General features: G+C 58.7%; 16 protein-coding genes. 11 read left to right on the top strand and 5 right to left on the bottom strand.

Annotated features, from left to right (window positions below; translation table 11 throughout):
* Window positions 1–42: 42 nt before the first annotated feature.
* Window positions 43–1200 (bottom strand): 5-(carboxyamino)imidazole ribonucleotide synthase, encoded by a 1158-nt coding sequence (locus tag DX909_RS25140; protein WP_128548063.1) that lies wholly within the window; start codon window positions 1198–1200, stop codon window positions 43–45.
* A gap of 222 nt (window positions 1201–1422) precedes the next feature.
* Here DX909_RS25140 and DX909_RS25145 point away from each other — a divergent pair, with 222 nt between their 5' ends.
* The 4 genes from DX909_RS25145 to DX909_RS25160 all read left to right on the top strand — a co-directional run bounded on the left by DX909_RS25145 (window position 1423) and on the right by DX909_RS25160 (window position 5375).
* A complete protein-coding gene (locus DX909_RS25145; RefSeq protein WP_128548004.1) occupies window positions 1423–2313 on the top strand; it encodes a helix-turn-helix domain-containing protein in 891 nt (296 codons plus the stop codon).
* Window positions 2314–2395: 82 nt separating this feature from the next.
* A complete protein-coding gene (locus DX909_RS25150) occupies window positions 2396–2830 on the top strand; it encodes a DUF2141 domain-containing protein (RefSeq protein ID WP_128548005.1) in 435 nt (144 codons plus the stop codon).
* Window positions 2831–2859: 29 nt separating this feature from the next.
* Window positions 2860–3816, top strand: coding sequence for an oxidoreductase (locus DX909_RS25155; protein WP_229311182.1), 957 nt, complete (start codon window positions 2860–2862; stop codon window positions 3814–3816).
* A 152-nt stretch (window positions 3817–3968) separates the two neighbouring features.
* Window positions 3969–5375: a T9SS type B sorting domain-containing protein gene (locus DX909_RS25160; RefSeq protein ID WP_128548006.1), complete on the top strand. Its 1407-nt coding sequence runs from the start codon at window positions 3969–3971 to the stop codon at window positions 5373–5375.
* A gap of 3 nt (window positions 5376–5378) precedes the next feature.
* Here the strand turns inward: DX909_RS25160 and DX909_RS25165 are convergent, their stop codons facing one another.
* The 3 genes from DX909_RS25165 to gldG form a co-directional block, all read right to left on the bottom strand.
* Window positions 5379–8426: a DEAD/DEAH box helicase gene (locus tag DX909_RS25165; RefSeq protein WP_128548007.1), complete on the bottom strand. Its 3048-nt coding sequence runs from the start codon at window positions 8424–8426 to the stop codon at window positions 5379–5381.
* Between the two features lie 251 nt (window positions 8427–8677).
* On the bottom strand, window positions 8678–9814 hold the full coding sequence (gene dnaN, locus DX909_RS25170; RefSeq protein WP_128548008.1) for a DNA polymerase III subunit beta: 1137 nt from the start codon (window positions 9812–9814) through the stop codon (window positions 8678–8680).
* An 87-nt stretch (window positions 9815–9901) separates the two neighbouring features.
* Window positions 9902–11563, bottom strand: coding sequence for a gliding motility-associated ABC transporter substrate-binding protein GldG (gldG, locus tag DX909_RS25175; protein WP_128548009.1), 1662 nt, complete (start codon window positions 11561–11563; stop codon window positions 9902–9904).
* A gap of 178 nt (window positions 11564–11741) precedes the next feature.
* Between gldG and DX909_RS25180 the strand changes: the two genes are divergently transcribed.
* Window positions 11742–12278 (top strand): DUF4833 domain-containing protein, encoded by a 537-nt coding sequence (locus DX909_RS25180; RefSeq protein WP_164851402.1) that lies wholly within the window; start codon window positions 11742–11744, stop codon window positions 12276–12278.
* Between the two features lie 89 nt (window positions 12279–12367).
* Window positions 12368–13420, top strand: a complete 1053-nt coding sequence (locus tag DX909_RS25185; protein ID WP_128548011.1) for a methyltransferase — start codon at window positions 12368–12370, stop codon at window positions 13418–13420.
* Window position 13421: 1 nt separating this feature from the next.
* On the opposite strand, the gene DX909_RS25190 is transcribed toward DX909_RS25185, so the two are convergent.
* Window positions 13422–14558, bottom strand: a complete 1137-nt coding sequence (locus DX909_RS25190; RefSeq protein WP_128548012.1) for a redoxin family protein — start codon at window positions 14556–14558, stop codon at window positions 13422–13424.
* A 171-nt stretch (window positions 14559–14729) separates the two neighbouring features.
* On the opposite strand from DX909_RS25190, the gene DX909_RS25195 reads away from it, so the two are divergent.
* The 5 genes from DX909_RS25195 to DX909_RS25215 all read left to right on the top strand — a co-directional run bounded on the left by DX909_RS25195 (window position 14730) and on the right by DX909_RS25215 (window position 21984).
* Window positions 14730–15395, top strand: a complete 666-nt coding sequence (locus tag DX909_RS25195) for a hypothetical protein (RefSeq protein WP_128548013.1) — start codon at window positions 14730–14732, stop codon at window positions 15393–15395.
* 419 nt (window positions 15396–15814) lie between these two features.
* Window positions 15815–16975, top strand: coding sequence for a DUF4856 domain-containing protein (locus tag DX909_RS25200; RefSeq protein WP_128548014.1), 1161 nt, complete (start codon window positions 15815–15817; stop codon window positions 16973–16975).
* 97 nt (window positions 16976–17072) lie between these two features.
* Complete coding sequence (locus DX909_RS25205; protein WP_128548015.1) at window positions 17073–18224, top strand: imelysin family protein; 1152 nt, start codon at window positions 17073–17075, stop codon at window positions 18222–18224.
* A gap of 3 nt (window positions 18225–18227) precedes the next feature.
* Window positions 18228–19577 (top strand): HTTM domain-containing protein, encoded by a 1350-nt coding sequence (locus tag DX909_RS25210; protein WP_128548016.1) that lies wholly within the window; start codon window positions 18228–18230, stop codon window positions 19575–19577.
* Window positions 19558–21984 (top strand): TonB-dependent receptor, encoded by a 2427-nt coding sequence (locus DX909_RS25215; protein WP_128548017.1) that lies wholly within the window; start codon window positions 19558–19560, stop codon window positions 21982–21984. Before DX909_RS25210 ends, DX909_RS25215 begins: the two co-directional genes overlap by 20 nt.

Here is a 21984-nt window from a genome sequence, read left to right on the forward strand (position 1 = left end):
ACTTTTCAGAGGAAAGTCAGCCGTAACGCCGGCCGGTGCGGCCTACTGCTCACTGCGTACTTTAATACTTGTTTTCACGAGGTCGGCTTTCGCCCGCAACGCATTCAAATCCGAACCAATAACGGTAATATGGCCCATTTTGCGAAACGGCCGGGTGATTTTTTTACCGTACAGAAAAGGAAACACGCCCGACAGGCCCAGCAGCGTTTCCATGCCCTCGTACTGTGCCGGTCCGTTGTAACCGGGTTCGCCCAGGAGGTTGATCATGGCGGCCGGGGTCAGGATGGCCGTATCGCCCAGCGGCAGGTTCAGAATGGCCCGCCAGTGCTGTTCGAACTGGGAGGTGACGTTAGCCCGGATGGTATGGTGGCCGCTGTTGTGCGGGCGTGGAGCCACCTCGTTGATCAGCACCTCGCCCTCCCGCGTCAGGAACAGCTCCACGGCCAGCAGCCCGACGATTCCGAATGCCTCGGCGGTTTTCCGGGCAATCTCCTGCGCCTGCCGGTCGACGGCCTCCGGAATGTCGGCGGGCGCAAACAGGTATTCGACCAGATTCTGTTCCGGATGGAACACCATCTCGACGGTCGGGAAAGTGGCGGTTTCGCCCTGCTCGCTGCGGGCCACGATCACGGCCAGTTCCTTCTCGAAATCGACGGCTTTTTCCAGTACGCCGGGGGCATCGAACGCCTTGGCGAAATCCCCGGCCGACGCGATGCGCTGCACCCCGCGGCCGTCGTAACCGTCGCGGCCCAGTTTATGAAAGGCGGGCAGAAACCCGGGGGCCGATTCCGGAACGCGGGCCACATCCGCCCGGTTTTCGGTCAGGATGAAGTCGGCCGTCGGCAGGTGGTGCCGGCGGTAAAATTGCTTCTGTTCGCGCTTGTCCTGTATGGTCCGGATCACGGCCGGCTGCGGAAACACCCGCTTACCCTCCCGGGCCAGGGCTTCCAGCGCATCGACGTTGACGCGCTCGATCTCGATCGTCAGCACATCGACCTGCCGGCCGAACCGGTATACCGTGTCGTAATCCGTCAGCGAGCCCTGGGTGAACGACTCGGCCAGGTGGCGGCAGGGGGCTTCGGCGTCCGGGTCGAGAATGTGAACGCTCAGATTCCAGTCGACGGCGGCCTGTAGTAACATCAGGCCCAGTTGTCCTCCGCCAAGAATGCCGATGCGGGTATTGGGGTTGAAGGTGGGCATATTCATAAAATCCGTCCGCAAAAGTAATTCCAATTCAGGCGTTTCCCCATACCGGCCGCGCTAACATTTTTGACGGACTTTTGCCCGTCGGGAAAATGGGCCCGCCCCGGCCCTGAAAATGGCCGCCCGATCGGCCCGGCTTCTAATGACTTTGTATGTAACTTGCCGTTGCAGGGCTACGCCGTAACCATTAAGAACCGACCCGCCGATCGATCCCTGAGGATGAGCCTCCATCACTTCGATATCGTCAGCTCCAACCAGTTTGTTGCCCGGTTTATGGGCAACGCAGGTGAACCGTTCGTTTACACCCAACAGCTGATACAGATTTATCCCTTATCCTTTGCCCCTGCCTACATCAAAGCCCCGACTACCCTGTTTCGGGCACAATACAACTTCTTTCTGCTGTTCCGGGCGGGCGGGGGCGAGCAGCAGGTCGATAATGACCAGTTCGAATTGCAGGCCAACGATATCCTTTTCATCAGGGAAGGCCACCTGAATGCCATCAAATCGATCCACCCGGCCACCGACGGCTATTTTATTTACATAGACAGTGTCCTGCTGGCTCAACTTTTCGGGAAGCCGCTGCTCAATCGCTTCACATTCAACCCCAAACACTCGGTTTCGGCTCAGGATATGGGATGGCTCTGCCAGTGCTGTGAGTTAATCATCCGGCAGAATCGTCTTGCGGATGCCGGTCAGCTCAACGTGCTGTTGCTGAAAGCCGTGATATTGAAATTAGCGGAAACCTGGCCCCTGGCCCTGTTCAAACCGGGTCGCAGCGCCGAGATCACCATGCTTTTCAAAGAGCTGTTGTATGATCATTTTATGCGAACCCGGGAAGTAAAGTTTTATGCGGATGCCCTATCCGTCTCGGAAAACTATATCAACCGGTGTGTGAACCAGATTACGAACAAACCGCCCAAGCAGCACATCAACGAGATGGTTATTTATCACAGCAAGGTACTCCTGCAGGACTTCTCCCGCGATATTGCCCAGGTGGCTTTCGAACTCAACTTTTCCGATCCTTCCTACTTCGGCCGGCTGTTCAGGCAATTGACCGCCCTGACGCCTTCCGAGTATCGAAACCGGCTCAGGCAGGATTTGTCCGAATAAGTGCAAGCTTTCTGTTAGCCGTCAATCCGCTCCGCTTCGCACCTTTGCCCGGAAGATGTCGTCCACTCAAAACGAGTAACCTATGCGCTGTATAGAGTTCATCCTCCTTCCAGGCCTGTTCCTCCTGTCTTCGGCCACCCCGGATTCGTTCGGTCAGTCGTCGTCGTTAACGATCCGGATTTCCAATGTGCAGAAGAAAAAGGGCAAACTGGTGGTGGAGATTTACAACAACCCGTCGAGCTGGCTGAAAAATCCGTTTCAGAAAGTGGTTTTGTCCACCAACGATGCGACGGCTCTGGCTTCGTTTGACGTGCCGACCGGTAAATATGCCGTATCCATCTATCAGGACATCAACGACAATGGCGAGCTGGACCGCAACTTCCTTGGGGTTCCGAGAGAGCCGGTCGGGTTTGGAAATAACTACCGGCCGTTCGGCAAGCCAACATTCGAAGCCGCCCGGATTGATTACGGTCCCCCGGCAAAGCCGCAGGACATAAAGCTGTTTGAAGTGTTTTAAGTTAACAAGCTGTGGCAGCGTATTCACCAATGCCGACCAGCGTTGAGAAGCAATCCGTTAACGGAATGGGTAAGTGGACCATCGAATCATTGCCCCGGCAGCCCGGCCGGGTCGCCCTCATTACAGGCGGCAACAGCGGGATCGGCTTTGAGACGGCCCTCGAACTGGCGAAAAAAGACGTTCGGGTGCTGCTGGCCTGCCGGAACGGCAAAAAGGCGGAGGAAGCGAAGGGTAAAATACTCGATCGTTATCCCAACGCACTGGTCGATCCGGTGACAGTCGACCTGACTAAGTTATCGGACGTCCGAAGACTGGCCGAACAGGTCCGGAAGCACTACGACCGACTGGACCTGCTCATCAACAATGCCGGGATCATGATGTCACCCTATCAGGTGACCGAAGACGGTTTTGAGAACCAGCTGGCTACCAATTACATCGGCCACTTTGCCCTTACCGGTCTGCTGCTTCCGCTGCTTACCGGCACGCCCGGGTCCCGAATCGTTACCCTGAGCAGTCTGTCCTACAAATGGGCGGAAATTGATTTCGATGATCTGCACGCCGGGAAAGGCTACAGCCGTCGCAAGGCATACGGGCAAAGTAAACGGGCCTGTCTTATCTTCGCTTTCGAACTACAGCGGAGGCTCTCGGCCGCCGGATATGACATCCTTTCGGTGGCGGCCCACCCGGGGCTTGCAAAAACCAATCTGGATCAATATTTCCCCGTGTTGATCCGGCCGCTGGGAAGCCTGTTTCTGCAACCCGCCAGGCAGGGAGCGCTCCCTGTTTTATACGCTGCGCTGAGCCCTGAAGTGGCGGGCGGAGACTTTATCGGCCCGGATGGGTTCCGGCAGATGCGGGGTTATCCGGTCAAAGTGGAGGCCGACGCCTATTCGAAGGACCAACAGGTGGCAGACCGCTTATGGAGGGTGAGCGAAGAGATGACCGGTGTCCGTTATCCGGTAACGCCCCCGGGAAAGCTCCCTTAAAGGCTAACCGGTCACCGGCTTACTGCCTTCGACCGTTCCCGGCACCGGGCCAAAGAACCGGAAAAAGAGCCTTTATGAGGGCTAAAAATTTAACAAACAATCGCTAATATTGAAGAACGATCGAATCCTAAACCTTCCCGGCAGTGCCGTCGATGCGCGTTTTTCGCCTGCTTTTTCTGCTGCTGTTCCTTCCTGGAGCGGTTTTCGGCCAGAACCTGGTGCCGAACCCGGGATTCGAACAGAAGAAGGCTCTGGCCTGTAGTTTCATCAGCCGCCCCGACAACCTCAGCAATTACCTGACGGACTGGTATGCGCCCACGGGCGGCACCTCCGACGTCTGGTCGTCGGATCCCGGCCTGTCGACCACCTGCTCCCAATACCTCAGCCCGACCGCCCTCCCGGTGCACGACGGCAACCAGTGCATCGGCCTGTACACCTACGTCACCGGCTCCTCCTCTTTCTCCTACCGCGAATATGCCCAGGTCCGGCTGAAACAGCCGCTGGTGAAAGGAAAAGCCTACCGGGCGGAGATGTGGGTGCTGCTCTTCGACTACACGCCCCCGAACCCGTCGGAGGGCGTCACGTCCAACACGGCGACGAACAACCTCGGCATGCATTTCTCGAAAGACTCGTTGGTGCTGCGGGAAGTGGCGTTCCGGTTCGGGAGCGTGCTGAACTACAAGCCGCAGGTCAACCAGACGCAGGTGCTGCAGGAGAGGCTCAAATGGGTGCCGGTTTCCGGCTGTTTCATCGCCGACGAGGCTTATGAATACCTGACCGTCGGCAATTTTTTCGAGGATGCCCAGACGCAGGCGGCCTCGTTCGCCACCGCCCCCCGCAACCGGCTGGCGTATTACCTCATCGACGACGTCTCGGTCGAGCCGGTGACCGCCGGGCCGCCCGCCGTCCGGCTGGGGGCCGACACCACGCTCTGTGCCCCCCAGACGCTGGCCCTCGCCCTGACCGATACCGCCGGAACGACCTACCGATGGCAGGACGGCTCGACGCAGGCCCGCTATACGGTGCGGCAATCCGGCATTTACTGGGTGACGGCCACCCGGGGCCGGTGCATCGCCTACGATTCGATTCAGGTCCGGGTGGAACCGAGGGTCAGCCTGCCGCCCGACACCCTGCTCTGCAAGGGAGAACAACTGACGCTGTCGGTCAGCCACCCTATCGGGCGGTATGCCTGGAATACCGGCTCGACCGAGGCCCGGATTACCGTAGCCGAAGCCGGAACCTACGCCGTCCGGGTGCCGTCCGATTTCTGCGCCCTCACCGACACCGTCCGCATTGCCTTCGCCGACTGTCCGGGGCAGGTTCCGAATGTCTTTACGCCCAACGGCGACGGGAAAAACGATACCTTTTTCATCCCCAACATCGACCTGCTTCCCTGGCGGCTGGAAATCTACAACCGCTGGGGAAGGCTCATCTACAAAGCCGACGCTTACGCCAACGACTGGGCGGGCCAGAACCAGCCGGCCGGGCTGTATTACTACCTGCTCCGAAGCCGGGAACTGAACCGCGACCTGAAAGGCTGGGTCGAACTGCTGCGGTGAGGATCACTCCAGCAGCACCAGAATATCTTCTTTGGTCAGGGACTTCATGAAGTTTTCCTCGCTGGTAATCAGATCACTGGCGAGCTTCTGCTTCGAACGCTGGAGCGCCAGGATTTTTTCCTCGACGGTATTGCGGGAAATAAATTTGTAGGTAAAGACGGTTTTCTGCTGCCCGATGCGGTGGGCGCGGTCTACGGCCTGAGCCTCGATGGCGGGGTTCCACCAGGGGTCGAGGATGAAGACGTAGTCGGCTGCAGTCAGGTTGTGGCCCAGCCCGCCGGCTTTCAGCGAAATCAGAAACAGCTTGATCGAGTCGTCGGTCTGGAACAGGTTCACCTGGCCCCGGCGGTCCTGCGTCGAACCGTCGAGATAGGCATACGGGATGTTGCGCTCCTGGAGGTATTCCTGAAAGACGTCGAGGTGCTTGATGAACTGACTGAAGACCAGAATCTTGTGATTGTCGGCCATGGCCCCTTCGAGCCGCATCACCACATCTTCGAGCTTGCCGGAATTGCCTTCGTATTTCTCGTCGATCATGCGCGGGTGGTTGGCGATCTGACGGAGCTTGGTCAGGCCCTGCAACACCACCATCTGCGACTTGGCCATGCCGTCTTCCTCGATGCGTTCCAGAATCAGGTTGCGATAATACGATTTGGCCTCCTCATACTGCTTCTCCTGCTCGGGCGTCATGTCGCTGTAATGGATGCTCTCCACCTTCTCGGGCAGATCGAGCGCCACCTGCGATTTGTGCCGCCGGAGCATGAAGGGCTTGATGATGCCGTAGAGCCGCTGGGTTTTCTGCTCGTCGTTCTTCTTCTCGATCGGCACCTGAAATTCGTTCCGGAAAAAGGTCTGGCTGCCCAGCAATCCGGGATTGATGAAGGTCATCTGGGTCCAGAGATCCATCGTGCTGTTTTCCAGCGGGGTGCCGGTCAGGATGAGCCGGTGGGCCGCGTTGAGCTGCATCACCGCCCGCGTAATGTGCGACGAGGGATTTTTGATGGCCTGCGACTCGTCCAGAATGATGTAGTTAAAGCGGTAATTCTTCAGCAGGTCGATGTCGATCCGGACAATCCCGTACGAGGTCAGAATCAGGTCGTAGTTGTCGAACTGTTCGGTATTCTTGTCGCGGTACGTGCCGGTATAGGACATCACGCGCAGGTGGGGCGTAAACCGCCGGGCTTCCAGTTCCCAGTTGTACAGCAGCGAGGTGGGCATGACCAGCAGTGTCGGTCGGCCGGCCGAGGCCCCTTCCGAAGCGGCAATCTCCTTCTGCGACTGGAGCATCGCCAGCGTCATGACGGTTTTGCCCAGGCCCATGTCGTCGGCCAGACAGCCGCCGAAGCGGTACTGGTTCAGAAACTGTAACCAATCGTAGCCGGCTTTCTGGTAGGGCCGCAGCGTCCCCTTGAACCCATGCGGCAGCGGATGGGCGCCGATTTCCTCGAAACTCCGCAGCTTTTCGAGTTTCTGGCTGATCACGGCCGACGCCAGGCTGTCCTGCTGCAACTCCTGCACCAGTGCGATGTGGTGCTTCCGTAGCATCAGCCGGTCGCCGTCGACCTCGTGTTCCATGAAGGCGAACAGCTCGGAGTATTTCGTAAACCAGGTTTCGGGGATGACCGCAATTTCGCCGTTGGGCAGGGCGAATTCCCGCTTTTTGTTCAGAATCAGCGAACGAAGGCGAATAAAGGGTATCTCGAATTCGCCGAACTGCACCTTGGCGTAGATGTCGAACCAGTCGCGGGTTTCGTTGATCGAGACCACGATGGACGAGTAGCCGAGAAAATACCGCTTGGCGTCGTCGGCGTTCTGGCGAATCTGGAACCCGGCTTCGACCAGCAGGTTATGGTTCTGCTGGAGCCATTCGAAGGCCGAGCTTTTCAGAAACCGGGCGTGACCGTTTTCCCGCAGTTCCAGTCCGTTTTCCCGCAGCCAGAACAGCGTCGTGCGTTCCTTGCGGATGTCGCGCCGGATTTTGTGGAAAATATAATCGTCGCCCTTTTTCTCGATGCTGACGTTGGAAGAATCCGTAAAACCGTCGTAGCGGAAGGTGAACCCACCGTACTGGAACAGCAGATCGAACACCACCTGCGAGTCGTCGACGGCCACGGGTTCGGCTTCCTCGACCACGGCCTGGTCGGCCGCCGAATTCAGCCGGGTGAGATTGCTCCGGGCGGCCGACGGCCGGAGGGGGGTGCCGTTCCGGGTATCCTGATCGAACAGGGGCGTCGAAACCCGGTGAGGAACCGCCTGCTCCGACACCGTCAGCACCGGCGTGGGCGTCAGCGTCTCGCTGCGGATTTCAAACCCTTTGGCATACACGTCGTAGGAAGCGATCAGGGGAGCTACGAACCGGTGATAGTACTGATCCTCAATATTTTTCGGGATGACGATATTTCGTTTATTCAGAAACGGCCGGAGTTTCTTGCCGTCGACGTTCCGGTCGAAATGATACAGCCGGTTGCCGACCATCATCCAGGCCGGATCGTCGCAGATCAGCAGGGCATCCTTGAACTGAAATTCGACGCGCTCGCCCTGGTACTTGATAATCGGGAAGTATTCGGTGGCGGCTTCGGTCCGGACGAAATTGAAGTAGACGCGCGCTTTTTCGGGCATGCTCTCGACCGGCATCCAGGCCGGGTTGCCGTCATTGCCCATGATATGCAGCTTCTTGTCGGTCAGCCGCTCCAGGATCTGGGCCCGCCGGACTTCGAGGTATTCGCAGATGCGGTCCTGCAGGTCCTTGTCGCCCTTCTGGGTATCGTATACTTTCAGGAAGAAATCGACCGCCGGTAATTTTTTCGGATTGAATTTTTTCAGAATGACATCCTGCTGAATTTCGTCAATGATCCGGACCAGGTCGAAATCGGCCTCATCCAGCCCTTCGGAAAACTCACCGGCATTTTTGACCGACAGCGTCTGGTTGAGCAGCGTCAGCTCACCGCGGGCATTTAGCTGCACGACGAACGCTTCGAATAAATAGCCCAGAAACTCGTGTTCCAGCAGGGAATAAACCAGCCGAAAGGGTTCAGCAGGGGAAACTTTCATGTCAGAATTGGGTCGGTAAGTTAAAAATGACCGCACCGGCCCCGATTTTACCCGAAGCCGACCGTAAACGCATCCATCCGTGCCCGGCCGCCGGCCGGTTTGCTACAAGCTTAAAAAAAGACAGTTGAAAGGAATCTTTGTTGAGTAGTCAGACTAAGCAACAAATTCAAATATACGAAGAGGTAAAAAAAAGACAAGCCCGAAAGTGACTTCCGGGCTTTTAATGATTTAACGGGTAACACCCCCGGAATTCAGGCGTAGGTATTCAGCATAACCGGCATGACCAGCATCAAAATCTCTTCATTTTCTTCCTTGTCGGCGGGGATGATCAGGCCGGCGCGGTTCGGAGCCGACAGCTCGAAGGAGAGCATTTTGCAGCTCAGGTTGCCGAGCATTTCGGTCAGGAACTTGGCGTTGAAACCGATCTCCATGTTGTCGCCGTCGTAGTCGCAGAGCAGCTTTTCCTTGGCTTCGTTGCTGTAGTCCAGGTCTTCGGCCGAGATGGTCAGCGAGTTGGATTCGAGCGACAGCCGGATCTGGTGCGTCGTGCGGTTGGCGTAGATCATAATCCGCTTCAGCGAATTCAGGATGTCCGTCCGGCCGATGGTCATCACGTTGGGGTTGTTGACCGGGATGGCGTTCTCGTAATCCGGGAAACGCTCGTCGATCAAGCGGCAGATCATCTGGGTGTTGCCGAACGTGAAGGAGGCATTGGACTGGCTGAACTCGGCTTTCACCGGAACGCCTTCGGGCAGCGACGCCTTCAGCAGCGTCAGGGCCTTGCGCGGGACGATCATCGTCGAATCGCTCGGCGAGTTGATGTCCAGCCGGCGGTAGCGGATCAGCCGGTGGCCGTCCGTGGCGACGAACGTGGCATTGGCGGAGGTCAGTTGCAGATACACCCCCGTCATGGCCGGGCGCAGGTCATCCGTGCTGGTGGCGAACACCGTGTTGTTGATGGCGCTCAGCAGGGAGTCCGACGACAGCTCGACGGCCAGGCTGCGGTTGACCGACGGGATTTTCGGGAAGTCGATCGGGTTTTCGCCGGAAAGTTTATAGCGTCCGTTGTCGGTCAGGATCTGGGTTCCGAAGGTTTCCGTGTCGACATGGAACGTAATGGGTTGTTCGGGCAAACCGCGCAGCGTGTCCAGCAGCAGTCTGGCCGGTATTGCAATCGATCCGCTCTCCGACGACTCCACGGCGATGTTGGTGATCATGGTCGTCTGCAGGTCCGAAGCCGTGGCCGTCAGGATGGGACCGCCCTCGCGGTCGCTGTCGACTTTGAAGAGAAAATTCTCCAGAATCGGCACGATCGGATTCGTTGCCACCACACCGTTGATGGCCGAAAGTTGCTTGAGTAGTACGGAGGAGGAAACGATGAATTTCATATGCAATTTGATTTGGGGCCGTAATGTCCAATAAAAACAAAAGTAGGAAAAATTGTCGATAGTCGGCAACCGGCAACGGCCCCTTTTTTAGCGACTTGCGAAGCGTCTTCTGCGCATGATCTGCCACACGATTCCGACCACGGCGACCAGGGCGAGGGGGCCGAGCAGGTTCAGCAGCTGCCACCGGGTCCGCTCCTCCTTCATCCGGATTTTATCGAGCGGCCGAAGCGTCACCTGACGGGCACGGGCGGAGATGATCCCGTTGTCGTCCAGGAGATCATCTACCGCATTGACTACGAAATCCCGGTTGCCGAAGGTCGTCCGGGAAAACCGGTCGTAGCCGAGCGGATAGGGCGTATTAGTGCGGTAATTGACATCGTTGACCAGCACGTCGCCGTCGGAGCAGATCACCACCCGGCCGGGCAGGTTCTGTGTCTTGAACCCGGCCGCCCGCGGGTCGCCGGGGAGGATGCGGTTCGTATACAGCGACTGGAACCGGCCTTCCAGCAGGCAGGCCACCAGCTGCACCCCGCCGTCGTAGGTGCGGGGGTCGGGTTGCTGCCGGGCTTCGTTGTAGGTGACCAGCGCCGGGGCTTTGAGTAGTTTGGTATACTGGGAAGTCATCAGCAGCGGGGTCTTCACGATACCGGGGGCCTGCACGGTGTCGAGGGTGCTGGTGAAGCGGGTGTAGACCGCATCCAGATTCCGGACGATGGGGTTGCGGCCGAAGTTGTTGATGAGCGGGAAAAACCGCCACGGCATCAGCTGGATGTTGGGCTTGTCGCCCAGATTGCCGACGTTCAGCGGAATGAAGGCCGAACTCAGGTCCTTGACGATGTTTTCGTTCAGCCGGACGCCCCAGCGGAAAAACAGGTCGGCCAGATTCAGGTCGAGCGGCTGGGCGTAGGTCCCCTCCTGCCCCACGCTGTCGATCTTCAGTCCATCGACGAAAAACAGCGCCTTACCGCCGTTGACCACAAACTGGTCGATCTTGTATTTGTCATCCTCCGAAAAGGGGCGGTCGGGCTTCGCCACCAGCAGGCCGTCCAGGCCGACGAGGTCCCGCGACGCCGGGAGGTCGATCAGCTTGATGTCATAGTATTGCTGTAAGGTTGCCAGCAGGTCTGACAGGCGGATCGGCTGCACCTGGGTGTACGTCACGGTAACGCCCAGCACCTTTTTCTTCTGAACCGTCAGCCGCCGGATGGCCGACGCCAGCTCGAATTCGACGTTTTCGATCGATTGATTCAGTTGCTCTTCGCGGGAGGCCGAGCGGTTGCCTTTCAGGAGCAATACCGGCAGATCCCGGCCTTTGTAGGAAAGCACCGCCCACGGAAAGATCAGTTTCTCGGTGCGGCCCCCGCCCTCGCCGGAATAATTCAGGTTGGTCGGGGTCAGCCCCTGGTCGAGCAGTTTCGTCTGAAGGGCGGCCCGTTCCTTCTCGTTCGGATTTCCTGTGGGGTCGATGAAGCGGTAGGTGAAGTCGTTGGCGGCCTGGTCCTGGAACTCGTCGAGCGTCTCGCGGATGCTGATTTCCAGCCGCTTGAAGGCCGGCGGCAGATCGCCCGACAGATAAACGTTCACGTGGACGTCGTCGTCGAGGTTCGACAACAGGTTCGCGGTGGCGTCCGAAAGCGTATACCGCTTTTCTTCCGTCAGGTCGACCCGGAAGAACAGAAACGACGAGAGCAGATTGACGACGACCAGAACGGCCAGAATAATTCCGAAGCGGATGAACGTTGACTTCAATCGAATAATATGGTTTTCTATCCTTCGTAAAACGCCGGAGCCGGACAAGTTGTGCGAAAGTAGAGGAAAAATTGTCGCCGCCGGTGCGATGGTCGGCACATTTTATGAAGGTCGATAGGGGTAGACCGCATTTCGCCTGTCTCAGATGCGTAAACCAACAACTAATGAATTTTTTGCCATGAAATGCATCCCTGCTCTCCTGCTTCTGATCGGCCTGCTGGCCCCCTTGTCCACGGTGCTGGCCGAAGACCCGTTTCCCACCCCGGCGCCTTCGGCCAACCGCCTTTTTTACATCCAGCGCAGCAACAACGCCAACACGGTGATTTACGAGGCCAACCTGCAGGGCAACCGGCAGCTGAACCCGGAGGAACCCCTCAACGTCTATTGGATACGTTATGCCGAACGCAGCCAGCGGGAGCCGCTTTCCATGATGCAGTGGAAGCTGGCCTACGGCTACCGGCACCAGCGCCAAGGCAAAGCCGCCGACGAGCTGGACATCCGGCTGAACGCCTTTAAAAAACAGGCGATCCGGGTGGCGGTCCGTCAGGGGAAACCCGTGGCTCTTACTTCCATCGGCGGCCGCACGGCCTGCCTCCAGCGGGTGTTCGTGAAAGTGGACCCCAATTCCGGCCTGCTTCCTAAAGTGCTGTATCTGGAACTGTTCGGCACCGACGCCGAGGAAGGGAAACCCGTCTACGAGCGCATCAACATTTAACTCGGTTTTCCGCTCAAATTCTTCGCCCCGACCGGGCGATTGCGGGCCGGACGGCTATCTTTGGGACTTTTCAAAAACTCATATCCCGGATGCAGTCCCCCTTTCACCCCGACCTGGCCCCGATCACCCGGCACCTGCGGGCCATGTTCGGCTCCCGGCTGTTCATTGCCGCCGTTCACCACCTGAACGTATTCGAACTGCTGAGCGAAGAACCGCTGCCCCTCGACGAAGCCGCCCGCCGGCTGGGCCTGAAAGAACGCCCGGCGATGGTGCTGTTCCCGGCCCTCTGCGCCATGGAACTGCTCGAAACCAATGCCGGCGGCCGCCTTCGGCTGACGGAACTGGGGCGGTATGTCACCCGGGCGCAGACGCCCAACCTGACCGGCTACGTCGGGCTGGAAAAGAACGATCCCGGCGTGCTGGAAATGGCCGACCGGCTCCGCAACGACGGCCCGCTCGACGTCTCTGAAGGTATTTCCTTCGTGAAGGAGGGCGAAGGCCCCTCGCCGATGGACGACCCTGCCACCGCCCGGCTCCTGACGCTCGGGCTGGCCGGCCGCGCCCGCACCCTGTCGCCCCTCGTGGCCGAACGCATGACGCAGCGCGATGGTCACCTGCTGGACGTGGCCGGAGGCACCGGCTTTTTCACCTACGAGTGGCTGCTGCGCAACCCGAACGCCACGGCCACCGTGTTCGACCGGCCGGCCGTGCTGGCGGTGGCGGCCGAACTGCTCGACGAGTTTGCCGCCGGCGGCCGCCCCGGAGCCGCCGGGGTGAAAAACCGCGTTACGTTCCAGCCGGGCGATATGCTCACCGACGCGCTGCCTGAGACCGACCTACTGCTGGCCGCGAGCCTGTTTCACGACTGGCCTACCGAAACCTGCGAAGAGCTGGCCCGCCGGTTTGCCGAAGCCGTTCGGCCGGGCGGTGAACTCTGGGTCCACGACGCCTTCCTGAACGACGACCTGAGTGGCCCGCTGGCCGTCACCGACTATTCGGCCCAGCTGTTCTGGAATACCAAAGGCCGGGCCTACAGCCGACGGGAATACCGGGGCTGGCTGCGGCAGGCCGGGCTGGAGCCTACCGACGAAGCCTGGCCGACGCAGATGGATTACGGCCTGATCCGGGCGTTGAAACCGTAACTCAGTAATATCGTCCGATCAGGCGGTTTTCGACGATCCGGCGCTTCATTTCCAGCACGTCGATGGTGCCCTGTTTGCTGTAGACGATCTTTCCGCCCGGCTCGACCAGAATCGTGTAGGGCAGGGCGCCGGGCCAGTTGGGGTCGACGGCTTCGATAAGGGCGTATTTGTCTTCGGAACTGAACAGGTAATTTTTGTTGGAAGCCTCTTTCTTTTTCAGGAATTCGAGGGCTTTAGCTTTTTTGTCCGGCTTGTCGGCCGAGACGGTGATCAGTTCGAAATCCCGGTCGCGGTACATCCGGTCGATGGTGATGAACTCCGGAAACTCCTGCACGCAGGGACCGCACCAGGTGGCCCAGACGTTGATGAGCCGGAGCTTGTCGGAGTCGTTTTTGATCAGCTTCCTGAGTCCGGCTACGTCGATGTCCTCGATGGTGACGGGCCGCTGCGCCCATTCGGCCAGCTGTTTCTTCTTGTATTCGTCCTTCCAGGCCCATTTGACCGAGCAGCCGAAGGTTTTGGTAGTCGAAACGGCCACCTTCCGTCCGGCCAGCAAGGCATCCAGCGCGGCCCGGACGTCCTCGGCGTTGGCCGCACCCGGTTTCTCCTTCGCGTCGAGCCGTCCGGCGTACTGCAATTTGCGGTCCTTGTCGAAAATAAACGCGTGCGGGGTGGCCACGGGGCCGTATTTGAGCGAAACCGCCTGATCGTCGCCGTCGTAGAGGTACGGGAAATTATAGCCTTTCGCTTTGGCCCGGATTTTCATGTCGTCGAAGCTGTCGCCCAGGTCGGTGTAGCCCAGTTCGGCCAGGCTGAGGGATTTCGAGCTGTTGGGCGAGATGACCACGAAACCTACCTTCTTCGGGCCATAGTCTTTCACGAGCTGAATGATGCGGTCTTCGTAGGCCTGGGCGGTCGGGCAGTGGTTGCAGCTGAAAATGACGGCCAGCACCGGCTTGTCGGCGAAGCTTTTCAGGCTGTAGGTTTTGCCGTCGATACCGGGCAGGGAGAAATCCGGGGCAGTAGCCCCGATCTCCAGCGTTTTCGGGTCGGCCTCGAGCAGGAAGCCTCCGCCGACGGTCAGGAACACCAGGCAGACGACGGGAAGGAGAAGACGGGTCAGGCGTTTGGGAATCATAGCTTTACCGGTTAAGAGGTAGATACCCTGAAAGTAAAGAATTGAACGCGAAAATGGTAATCAGGCCGGTAGGTGCGGAAGCCGGCCGACTGACCGTTTACGAAGAAATTTCCTGGTCGGCGGCCGTTTAGCCTTATTTTTGCGGCCGTTAAACCGACAACAAATACAAACATGAAAATCAAGTTTCTGATTGCTTTTCTGGGCAGCACCACCGTAGGCTTCGCTCAGTATCTTCCCCTGGGTGCGATCACTTCCTGGACCGACGGGTACGTGGTCACCGCCCAGAACGACACCATCCGTGGCAAGGTCCGGGTGGGTTCCATGGTCAACGACGCTCCGGCGAGTGTGGTGGTCCGCACGGCCGACGATAAAAAGATCAACCTGAAAGGCGAGAACCTCCGCCTGATCGCCCAGCAGATTCCGAAGTTTGCCTATGCGACCGGCTCGATCCCCCGCGAGCGCGAGATGATCGTGTTCGAGCGGGTGCCGAATCCGCGCCGGGACGGCAAAACCGCCCTGCTCGAACGCCTGAGCCACCCCGGCAAGATCGTCCTGTATTTCGACGCCGGCGGATGGAAAAAGAATTCGGAGTTTACCTTCGGCAACCTTACCATCGGCACCAACCCGAAAGACCTGAGTTTTGTGGTCGTTAAAAACGGCACCGACGCCCGCATCGTGAAAAAAGGCACCTTCGACGAGGAACACGAAGCCCTCTTCGGCGACTGCCCGAAGTTCGTTCAGCAGTTTCCGGCCGCCACCCGGCGCGACTGGAACCGTTTCGGCGACCTGGTCGAACAGTATAACCAGCTGTGCGTGGTCGGCGGAGAAATAAACTGACCCTGTTAGCTTCTGAGAAGGTTGTTTGAAGAGCGGTTTCGGCTCTTCCGCCCGGTTTGTCATCCCATTGACCACCCCCCATCCCCCTCCTTGCTAAGGAGGGGGTGGCTTCGCAAGCATTGGAAACTGGCGGAGCACTCCCCCTCCTTAGCAAGGAGGGGGCCGGGGGGTGGTCGGGCGACGCTTGTACCTCGGCAAGAGAAGCCGATCTGAAAGGCAAAAACGCTTCCCCAAACAACCTATTAGAAAGTTTAAGCGGTAAAAGAGCCGGCAGGACTGGCCCTTTCATCTTCACTATTATTTTAATTATCAAACACTTAAGACCTTATTTAAAAATATTCTCAATTACATTATTATAATTAGTCTAAATAGTGCTTAGATTTGCAGCCGTCATTTAATCTCTATATTCGTACTCCACGATGTCTAACGTTTTTCTACCTTCCCGTCTGCTTGCAGTCGTTTTGCTCACCGCCGGTCTGACTGCCTGTAAGGACGACGATGATCCGGCCCCTGCCGCTCCCCAGCTCCGGAAATCGATCGACTATGCCACACTGAAAGATACTTCTTCCTACGCCAACTTCTTCCTGGACGACAAGGGCGTCAAAACCGTTGATCTGGCTCCGGGTAGCACCCGGCTGCTGATGTTCCGCGCCATGAACACCTACAATTCCTCCTCGGTCAGCGGGGGAACGCCGGTGGATGCGGCCGTTCTGAAGAATATGTTCGCCAACACCGGCAGCCCGTTTACGGACGCGGCCCTGAACACCTCCGGGGTTCAGCTCCGTTCGGTCTACGCCCTCTCGGCCGCGGACCCGGAGAAGGAGCGTAAAACGATGGAAGCCGGCTTCGACGCGATGGCGGCCGCCAGCAAATCCGTTACCGCCACGGCCTCTGAAGGCAAAGCCGGCAAGCTGGGTACCTACCTCGTCGATGAAAAAGGCATCGAGTGGGCACAGGTGATCCAGAAATCCATGATCGGCGGGCTACAGGTCGACTACATCAGCAATACGCTCCTGAGCGACAAGAATCTGGCCCTGGACAACACGACGCTCGTTTCGGGCAAAAACTACACCGCCCTCGAACACAATTGGGACGAAATCTTCGGCCTGCTGACGGCCAACCCCGTGTACGGCGGCAAGGCCACGGCCACTTCGTCGGGCGAAAGCTTCATCGGATCGTACATCTGGGAATACAATAAGGAAGATTTTCCGAAGATTCATCCGGCCCTGCTGAAAGGCCGCGCGGCCATCGTGAACAACGACATGACGACGCTCAAGGCCCAGGCGGCCATTCTCCGCCCGGCCATGGAAAAAGCCCTGGCCGGCGCTGCCCTCGGCTACCTCGGCAAGTGGAAAACCAACGGTACGAACGATGCAGCCCGCGCCCACGCCATCGGAGAAGGTCTCGGATTCATCTACTCGCTGCGGTTTGCCAAAGTGGCCGGCGCCGATGCCGCCTTCTCGGACGGTATTCTGAACGCCCTGATCTACAGCGCCCCGAACGGTTTCTGGGGTCTGACCAACGCCAAAATCGACGCGGCCTCCACGGCCATCCGCTCGAAATTTAACATTGCCAATTAACCGGACCGCCCCGCTTTCCGGGGTTCTGTACGACATAAACTCTAACTCAAGGTGTTCCGGACGACGCTTCCCTGCTCGTCCGGACACTTTTTCCATTATGAGACTTTTCCGCTGGAAAGCCCCCGTACTGATGACTGCCCTGGTCGGACTTCTGCTGGCCTGCTCCGGCAATGACAACGACCCCGGCGACGGCCCTTCGCCGACCAACCCGGCCGCCAACGACCGGAAGGTGATGCTGACCCACATCGCCGACAATATCATTCTGCCGGCTTACGCCAATTTCAAAACGAAGTTCGACGCCATGACGGCGAAGTCCGACGCCTTTGCCGCCAAACCCGATAAAGCCACCCTGACCGATTTTCGGCAGGCCTGGGCCGACGCCTATACCGAATGGCAGAAAGTGGAGCTGTTCGACGTGGGGCCGGCCGAGGGTCATACGCTGCGGTTCTTCTTCAACATCTACCCGGCCAATACCGCCGGCATCGAGGAAGCCGTCCAGATCGGCACGGTTAACCTCGACGTTCCGGCTTCCTACCCGAAACAGGGCTTTCCGGCGCTCGATTACCTCATCAACGGACTCGGTGATACCGACGACGCGATCCTTTCCAAATACACCACGGCCCCCGATGCGGCCAAACGCATCGCCTACCTGAAAAAGATCACCGGCCAGATGGGCTCGGTCTTCTCGAAAGTCTACGGCGAATGGACCGGCGGCTACCGCGACACCTTCGTGAACGCCACCGGCACCGACGCGGGCAGCTCGCTTTCCAAGCTGGTCAACGGCTACGTGCTTCATTATGAGCGTTATATCCGCTCGGGTAAGATCGGCATTCCGGCCGGGGCGATGGCCGGCGGCACGGCGGCTCCCGAAAAAGTGGAATCCCTGTACAAAAAAGACCTGAGCCTGACGCTGGCGAAAACCGCCCATCAGGCCGCCATCGACTTCTTCAACGGCAAATCGGCGAAAGACGGGAAGGAAGGACCGGGTTTCAAGACGTACCTCAACGCCCTCGGCGCTAAAGACAGCCGCACCAACACCTCCCTCGTCGACATCGTCAACGCCCAGTTCGACGTAGCCAACAAACAGCTGGCGGACCTGAAACCGAACCTGTACGATGAGGTTAAAACCAATACGCCGGCCGTGGTGAAGGTTTACGACGAAATGCAGAAGCTGGTCCGGATGCTGAAGGTGGACATGACTTCGGCCATGGGTATCACGATTACCTACACCGACAACGATGGTGACTAACCGATGCGGGGCTATTTTCGGACATACACGTCGGCGGCTCCGTTGGCCGTATTCCGGATAGCCTTCGGCCTGATGCTGCTGGCGAGCATCGTCCGGTTCTGGTCGAAAGGCTGGATCGAAGAACTGTACATCCGCCCTACATTTTTCTTCCCCTATTACGGTTTCGAAGCCGTCCGGCCGCTCGGAAACTACACCTACCTGCTGTTCGCCGTGTGCGGGCTGAGCGCCCTGCTGCTGGCGCTGGGATGGCTGTATCGGGCGGCCGCCGTGCTCCTGTTCCTCAGCTTCACCTACATCGAGCTGATGGACAAGAGCACGTATCTGAACCATTATTACTTCGTCAGCCTCGTTACGTTTCTGCTGATCTTCCTGCCCGCCGACGGCTTTTTCTCGGTGGATGCCCGGCGAAACCCGCAAAGGTCCTTTCGGGAGGTGCCGCGCTGGACGGTCGACAGCCTGCGGCTGCTGATGGGCATCGTCTACGTCTACGCCGGACTTGCCAAACTGAACACCGACTGGCTGCTGGAAGGCATGCCGCTGCGCATCTGGCTGCCCGCCAGAAACGATATGCCGGTGATCGGGCCGCTGTTCAATTACCCGGAAACTGCCCTGGTCTTCAGCTGGTTTGGCGCCCTTTACGACCTGACGATCCCATTTCTGCTGCTGAACCGGCTGACGCGACCCTTTGCCTATGCGGCCGTCGTGGTATTTCATGTGCTGACGGCCATTCTGTTCCCGATCGGGATGTTTCCGTACATCATGATCGTGGCGGCCCTGATCTTTTTTCCGCCGGCTTTTCACAAAAATCTGCTGAATCGACTGGGCCACCTGCTGCGGCTGCCGTCGGAGGTCTTCGGGCGGGCCGGAAAACGGGTTTATACCCCGCTGGTCCGGCGGCTGCTGCTGTCCGGGCTGGCGGTTTTCTTTCTGATTCAGTCGCTGATACCGTTCCGTTACCTGCTGTATCCCAACGAGCTATTCTGGAGTGAAGAAGGCTACCGGTTTTCGTGGCGGGTCATGCTGATGGAGAAGATGGGGTACGTGCAGTTCCGGGTCGTCGACGACACCGGCCGGCGGCAGACGGTCAACAATACCGACCACCTGACGGTGCTTCAGGAGAAGATGATGTCGACCCAGCCGGACATGATTCTCCAGTTTGCGCATTATCTTCGGGATTTTTATGCCCGCCGGGGTTTCCGGAACCCGAAAGTCTACGCCGAAACCTACGTCAGCCTGAACGGGCGGCTCGGCCGGACCTACCTCGACCCGGCGGTCAACCTTGCGCAGGAAACCGACTCGTTTGCGCCCAAAAAGTGGATATTACCGTTTGAAGATGAAATTAAAGGTCTATAGTTTTCTTTTTCTGTCTCTGTTCATTACCGGCATCGGCCTGGCCCAGCACACGCTGCGCGGCCGGGTGCTGGAAAAAACCGATCAGCGGCCGGTTGACGGTTGCAGCATTTACCTGAAGGGTTCACGGAATATCTATTTTACCGACAGCACCGGTCACTTTGCCATCCCGAATCTCAAACCCGGCACCTACCAGCTTCAGTTGTTTCTGCTGAACCACCGCCCGCTCAGAACCGAGGTGACGGTCGGACCGGAAACGCCGGTGACGGAATTTCTGCTGGAAAGTACCGACAAGACGCTGAACGAGGTGGTGGTGACGGCCCAGCAGGGCAGCTTCGGCATGACGCGCCTGCGCGAAGTGGAGGGAACGGCCATTTTTGCCGCCAAGAAGTCCGAAGTGATCCTGCCCGAAAATCTGGTCGCCAACCTCGCCACCAATAACGCCCGGCAGGTATACGCCCGCGTGGCCGGCCTGAACATCTGGGAAAACGACGGCGGGGGGCTGCAACTGAGCATCGGCGGCCGCGGCCTCGACCCCAACCGAACCTCCAACTTCAACGTCCGCCAGAACGGCTATGACATCAGCGCCGACGCTCTGGGTTATCCCGAAAGCTATTATACTCCGCCGGTCGAAGCCCTGAAGCGAATCAAGATCGTGCGGGGGGCGGCCTCGCTGCAATACGGCACTCAGTTCGGCGGTCTGCTCAATTTCGAGATGCGGCAGCCCGTCACCGACCGCACGCTGGAGGTGGTTTCGCGGCAGACGGTCGGCTCGTTCGGCTTTTTCAACTCGTTCAACAGCGTCAGCGGAACGGCTAAAAAACTGAGTTATTACGCTTTTTTCCAGTACAAGCGCGGAGACGGCTGGCGGCCCAACTCCCACTTCGACAACAAGACGATTTACGGCGACATTCATTACCAGCTGACCGACAAGGCGCTGATCGGGCTGGAAGTGACGCACATGGACTACCTGGCCCGGCAGCCGGGCGGTCTGTCCGACGTCATGTTCCGCGAAAACCCGCGCCAGTCGAACCGGGAGCGGAACTGGTTCAAGGTCGACTGGAACCTGTTCAACCTGCATTACGACTGGAAGCTGAACCGCCGGTCGGAGGTGAACGTGAGCGCCTTCGGGCTGCTGGCGTCACGGAGTTCGCTCGGCTTCCGGCCCAACCGGGTCGCCACAGTGGATAACGAAAACATCGAACGTGACCTGATTGTCGGCGATTTCCGGAACTGGGGCCTCGAAGCGCGGTTTCTGAACCGCTATAAACTCGGCCGTAAGGACGGCGTCTTTCTGGTGGGAACCCGGTATTACCACGGTTTCAACCACAGCCGCCAGGGCGAAGGCCCGCGCGGCAAGGGCGCGGATTTCACTTTCGTCGAACCCGACCAGCTCATCACCTACGATTACCGCTTCCCGAACCGGAACGTGTCGCTGTTTGCCGAAAACGTGCTTTTTCTGAGCGACAAGGTGTCGGTGACGCCCGGCGTCCGCTACGAATACATCCGGACCACGGCCGACGGTTTTTACGGCAACATCGTCCGCGACCTGGCGGGCAACATCATCACCGTTTCCCGCACGAAGGAGGTCCGGACCAGCCCGCGCGGTTTCCTGATCGCCGGTATCGGGCTGAGTTACAAACCGTCGGCCCAGCTGGAAGCCTACGCCAACATTTCGCAGAACTACCGTTCGATCACGTTCAACGACATGCGGATTTCCAACCCCTCGGCGGTCATCGATCCCAACATGAAGGACGAACGCGGTTTTTCGGCCGACGCCGGCATCCGGGGTGAGAAGAACGGCGTGCTGAACTACGACCTGAGCCTGTTTCTGCTGAACTACAACAACCGGATCGGCGAGGTGCAGTTCTACGACGAAAGCGACCGGGTGCTGCGCAAACGCGGCAACATCGGTCAGGCGCTCATCATGGGGGTGGAGTCATACGGCGAGGTGGAACTGCTGCGGCTGTTGCAGCCGACCCCCGGCGACTGGGGGTGGTCGGTATTCGGCAACGTGGCTTTGATCCGTTCCGACTACGTCAAAAGTCAGATTCCGGGCGTGAAGGGCAACCAGGTGGAGTTCGTCCCGGCGGTGAACCTGAAAACCGGGATGCGCGGGGGCTACCGCAATTTCAAGGCTTCCTTCCAGTTCACCTACCTGTCGGACCAGTATTCGGACGCCACGAACGCCGTTGACGGTGGTTTCTCGGCGGTGGTCGGGCGCATCCCGGCCTACCACATCATGGATGCGTCGGTGTCCTGGCAGCACAAGTGGCTGAAGATCGAAGGCAGCGTCAACAACCTGACCAACGCCTATTATTTTACCCGCCGGGCCACCGGCTACCCCGGCCCCGGCATCCTCCCCTCCGACGGCCGCAGCTTCTTCCTGACCGTCGGGGTGAAGTGGTGA

The sequence above is a fragment of the Larkinella soli genome, from assembly GCF_003703975.1.
GTDB classification, from domain to species: domain Bacteria; phylum Bacteroidota; class Bacteroidia; order Cytophagales; family Spirosomataceae; genus Larkinella; species Larkinella soli.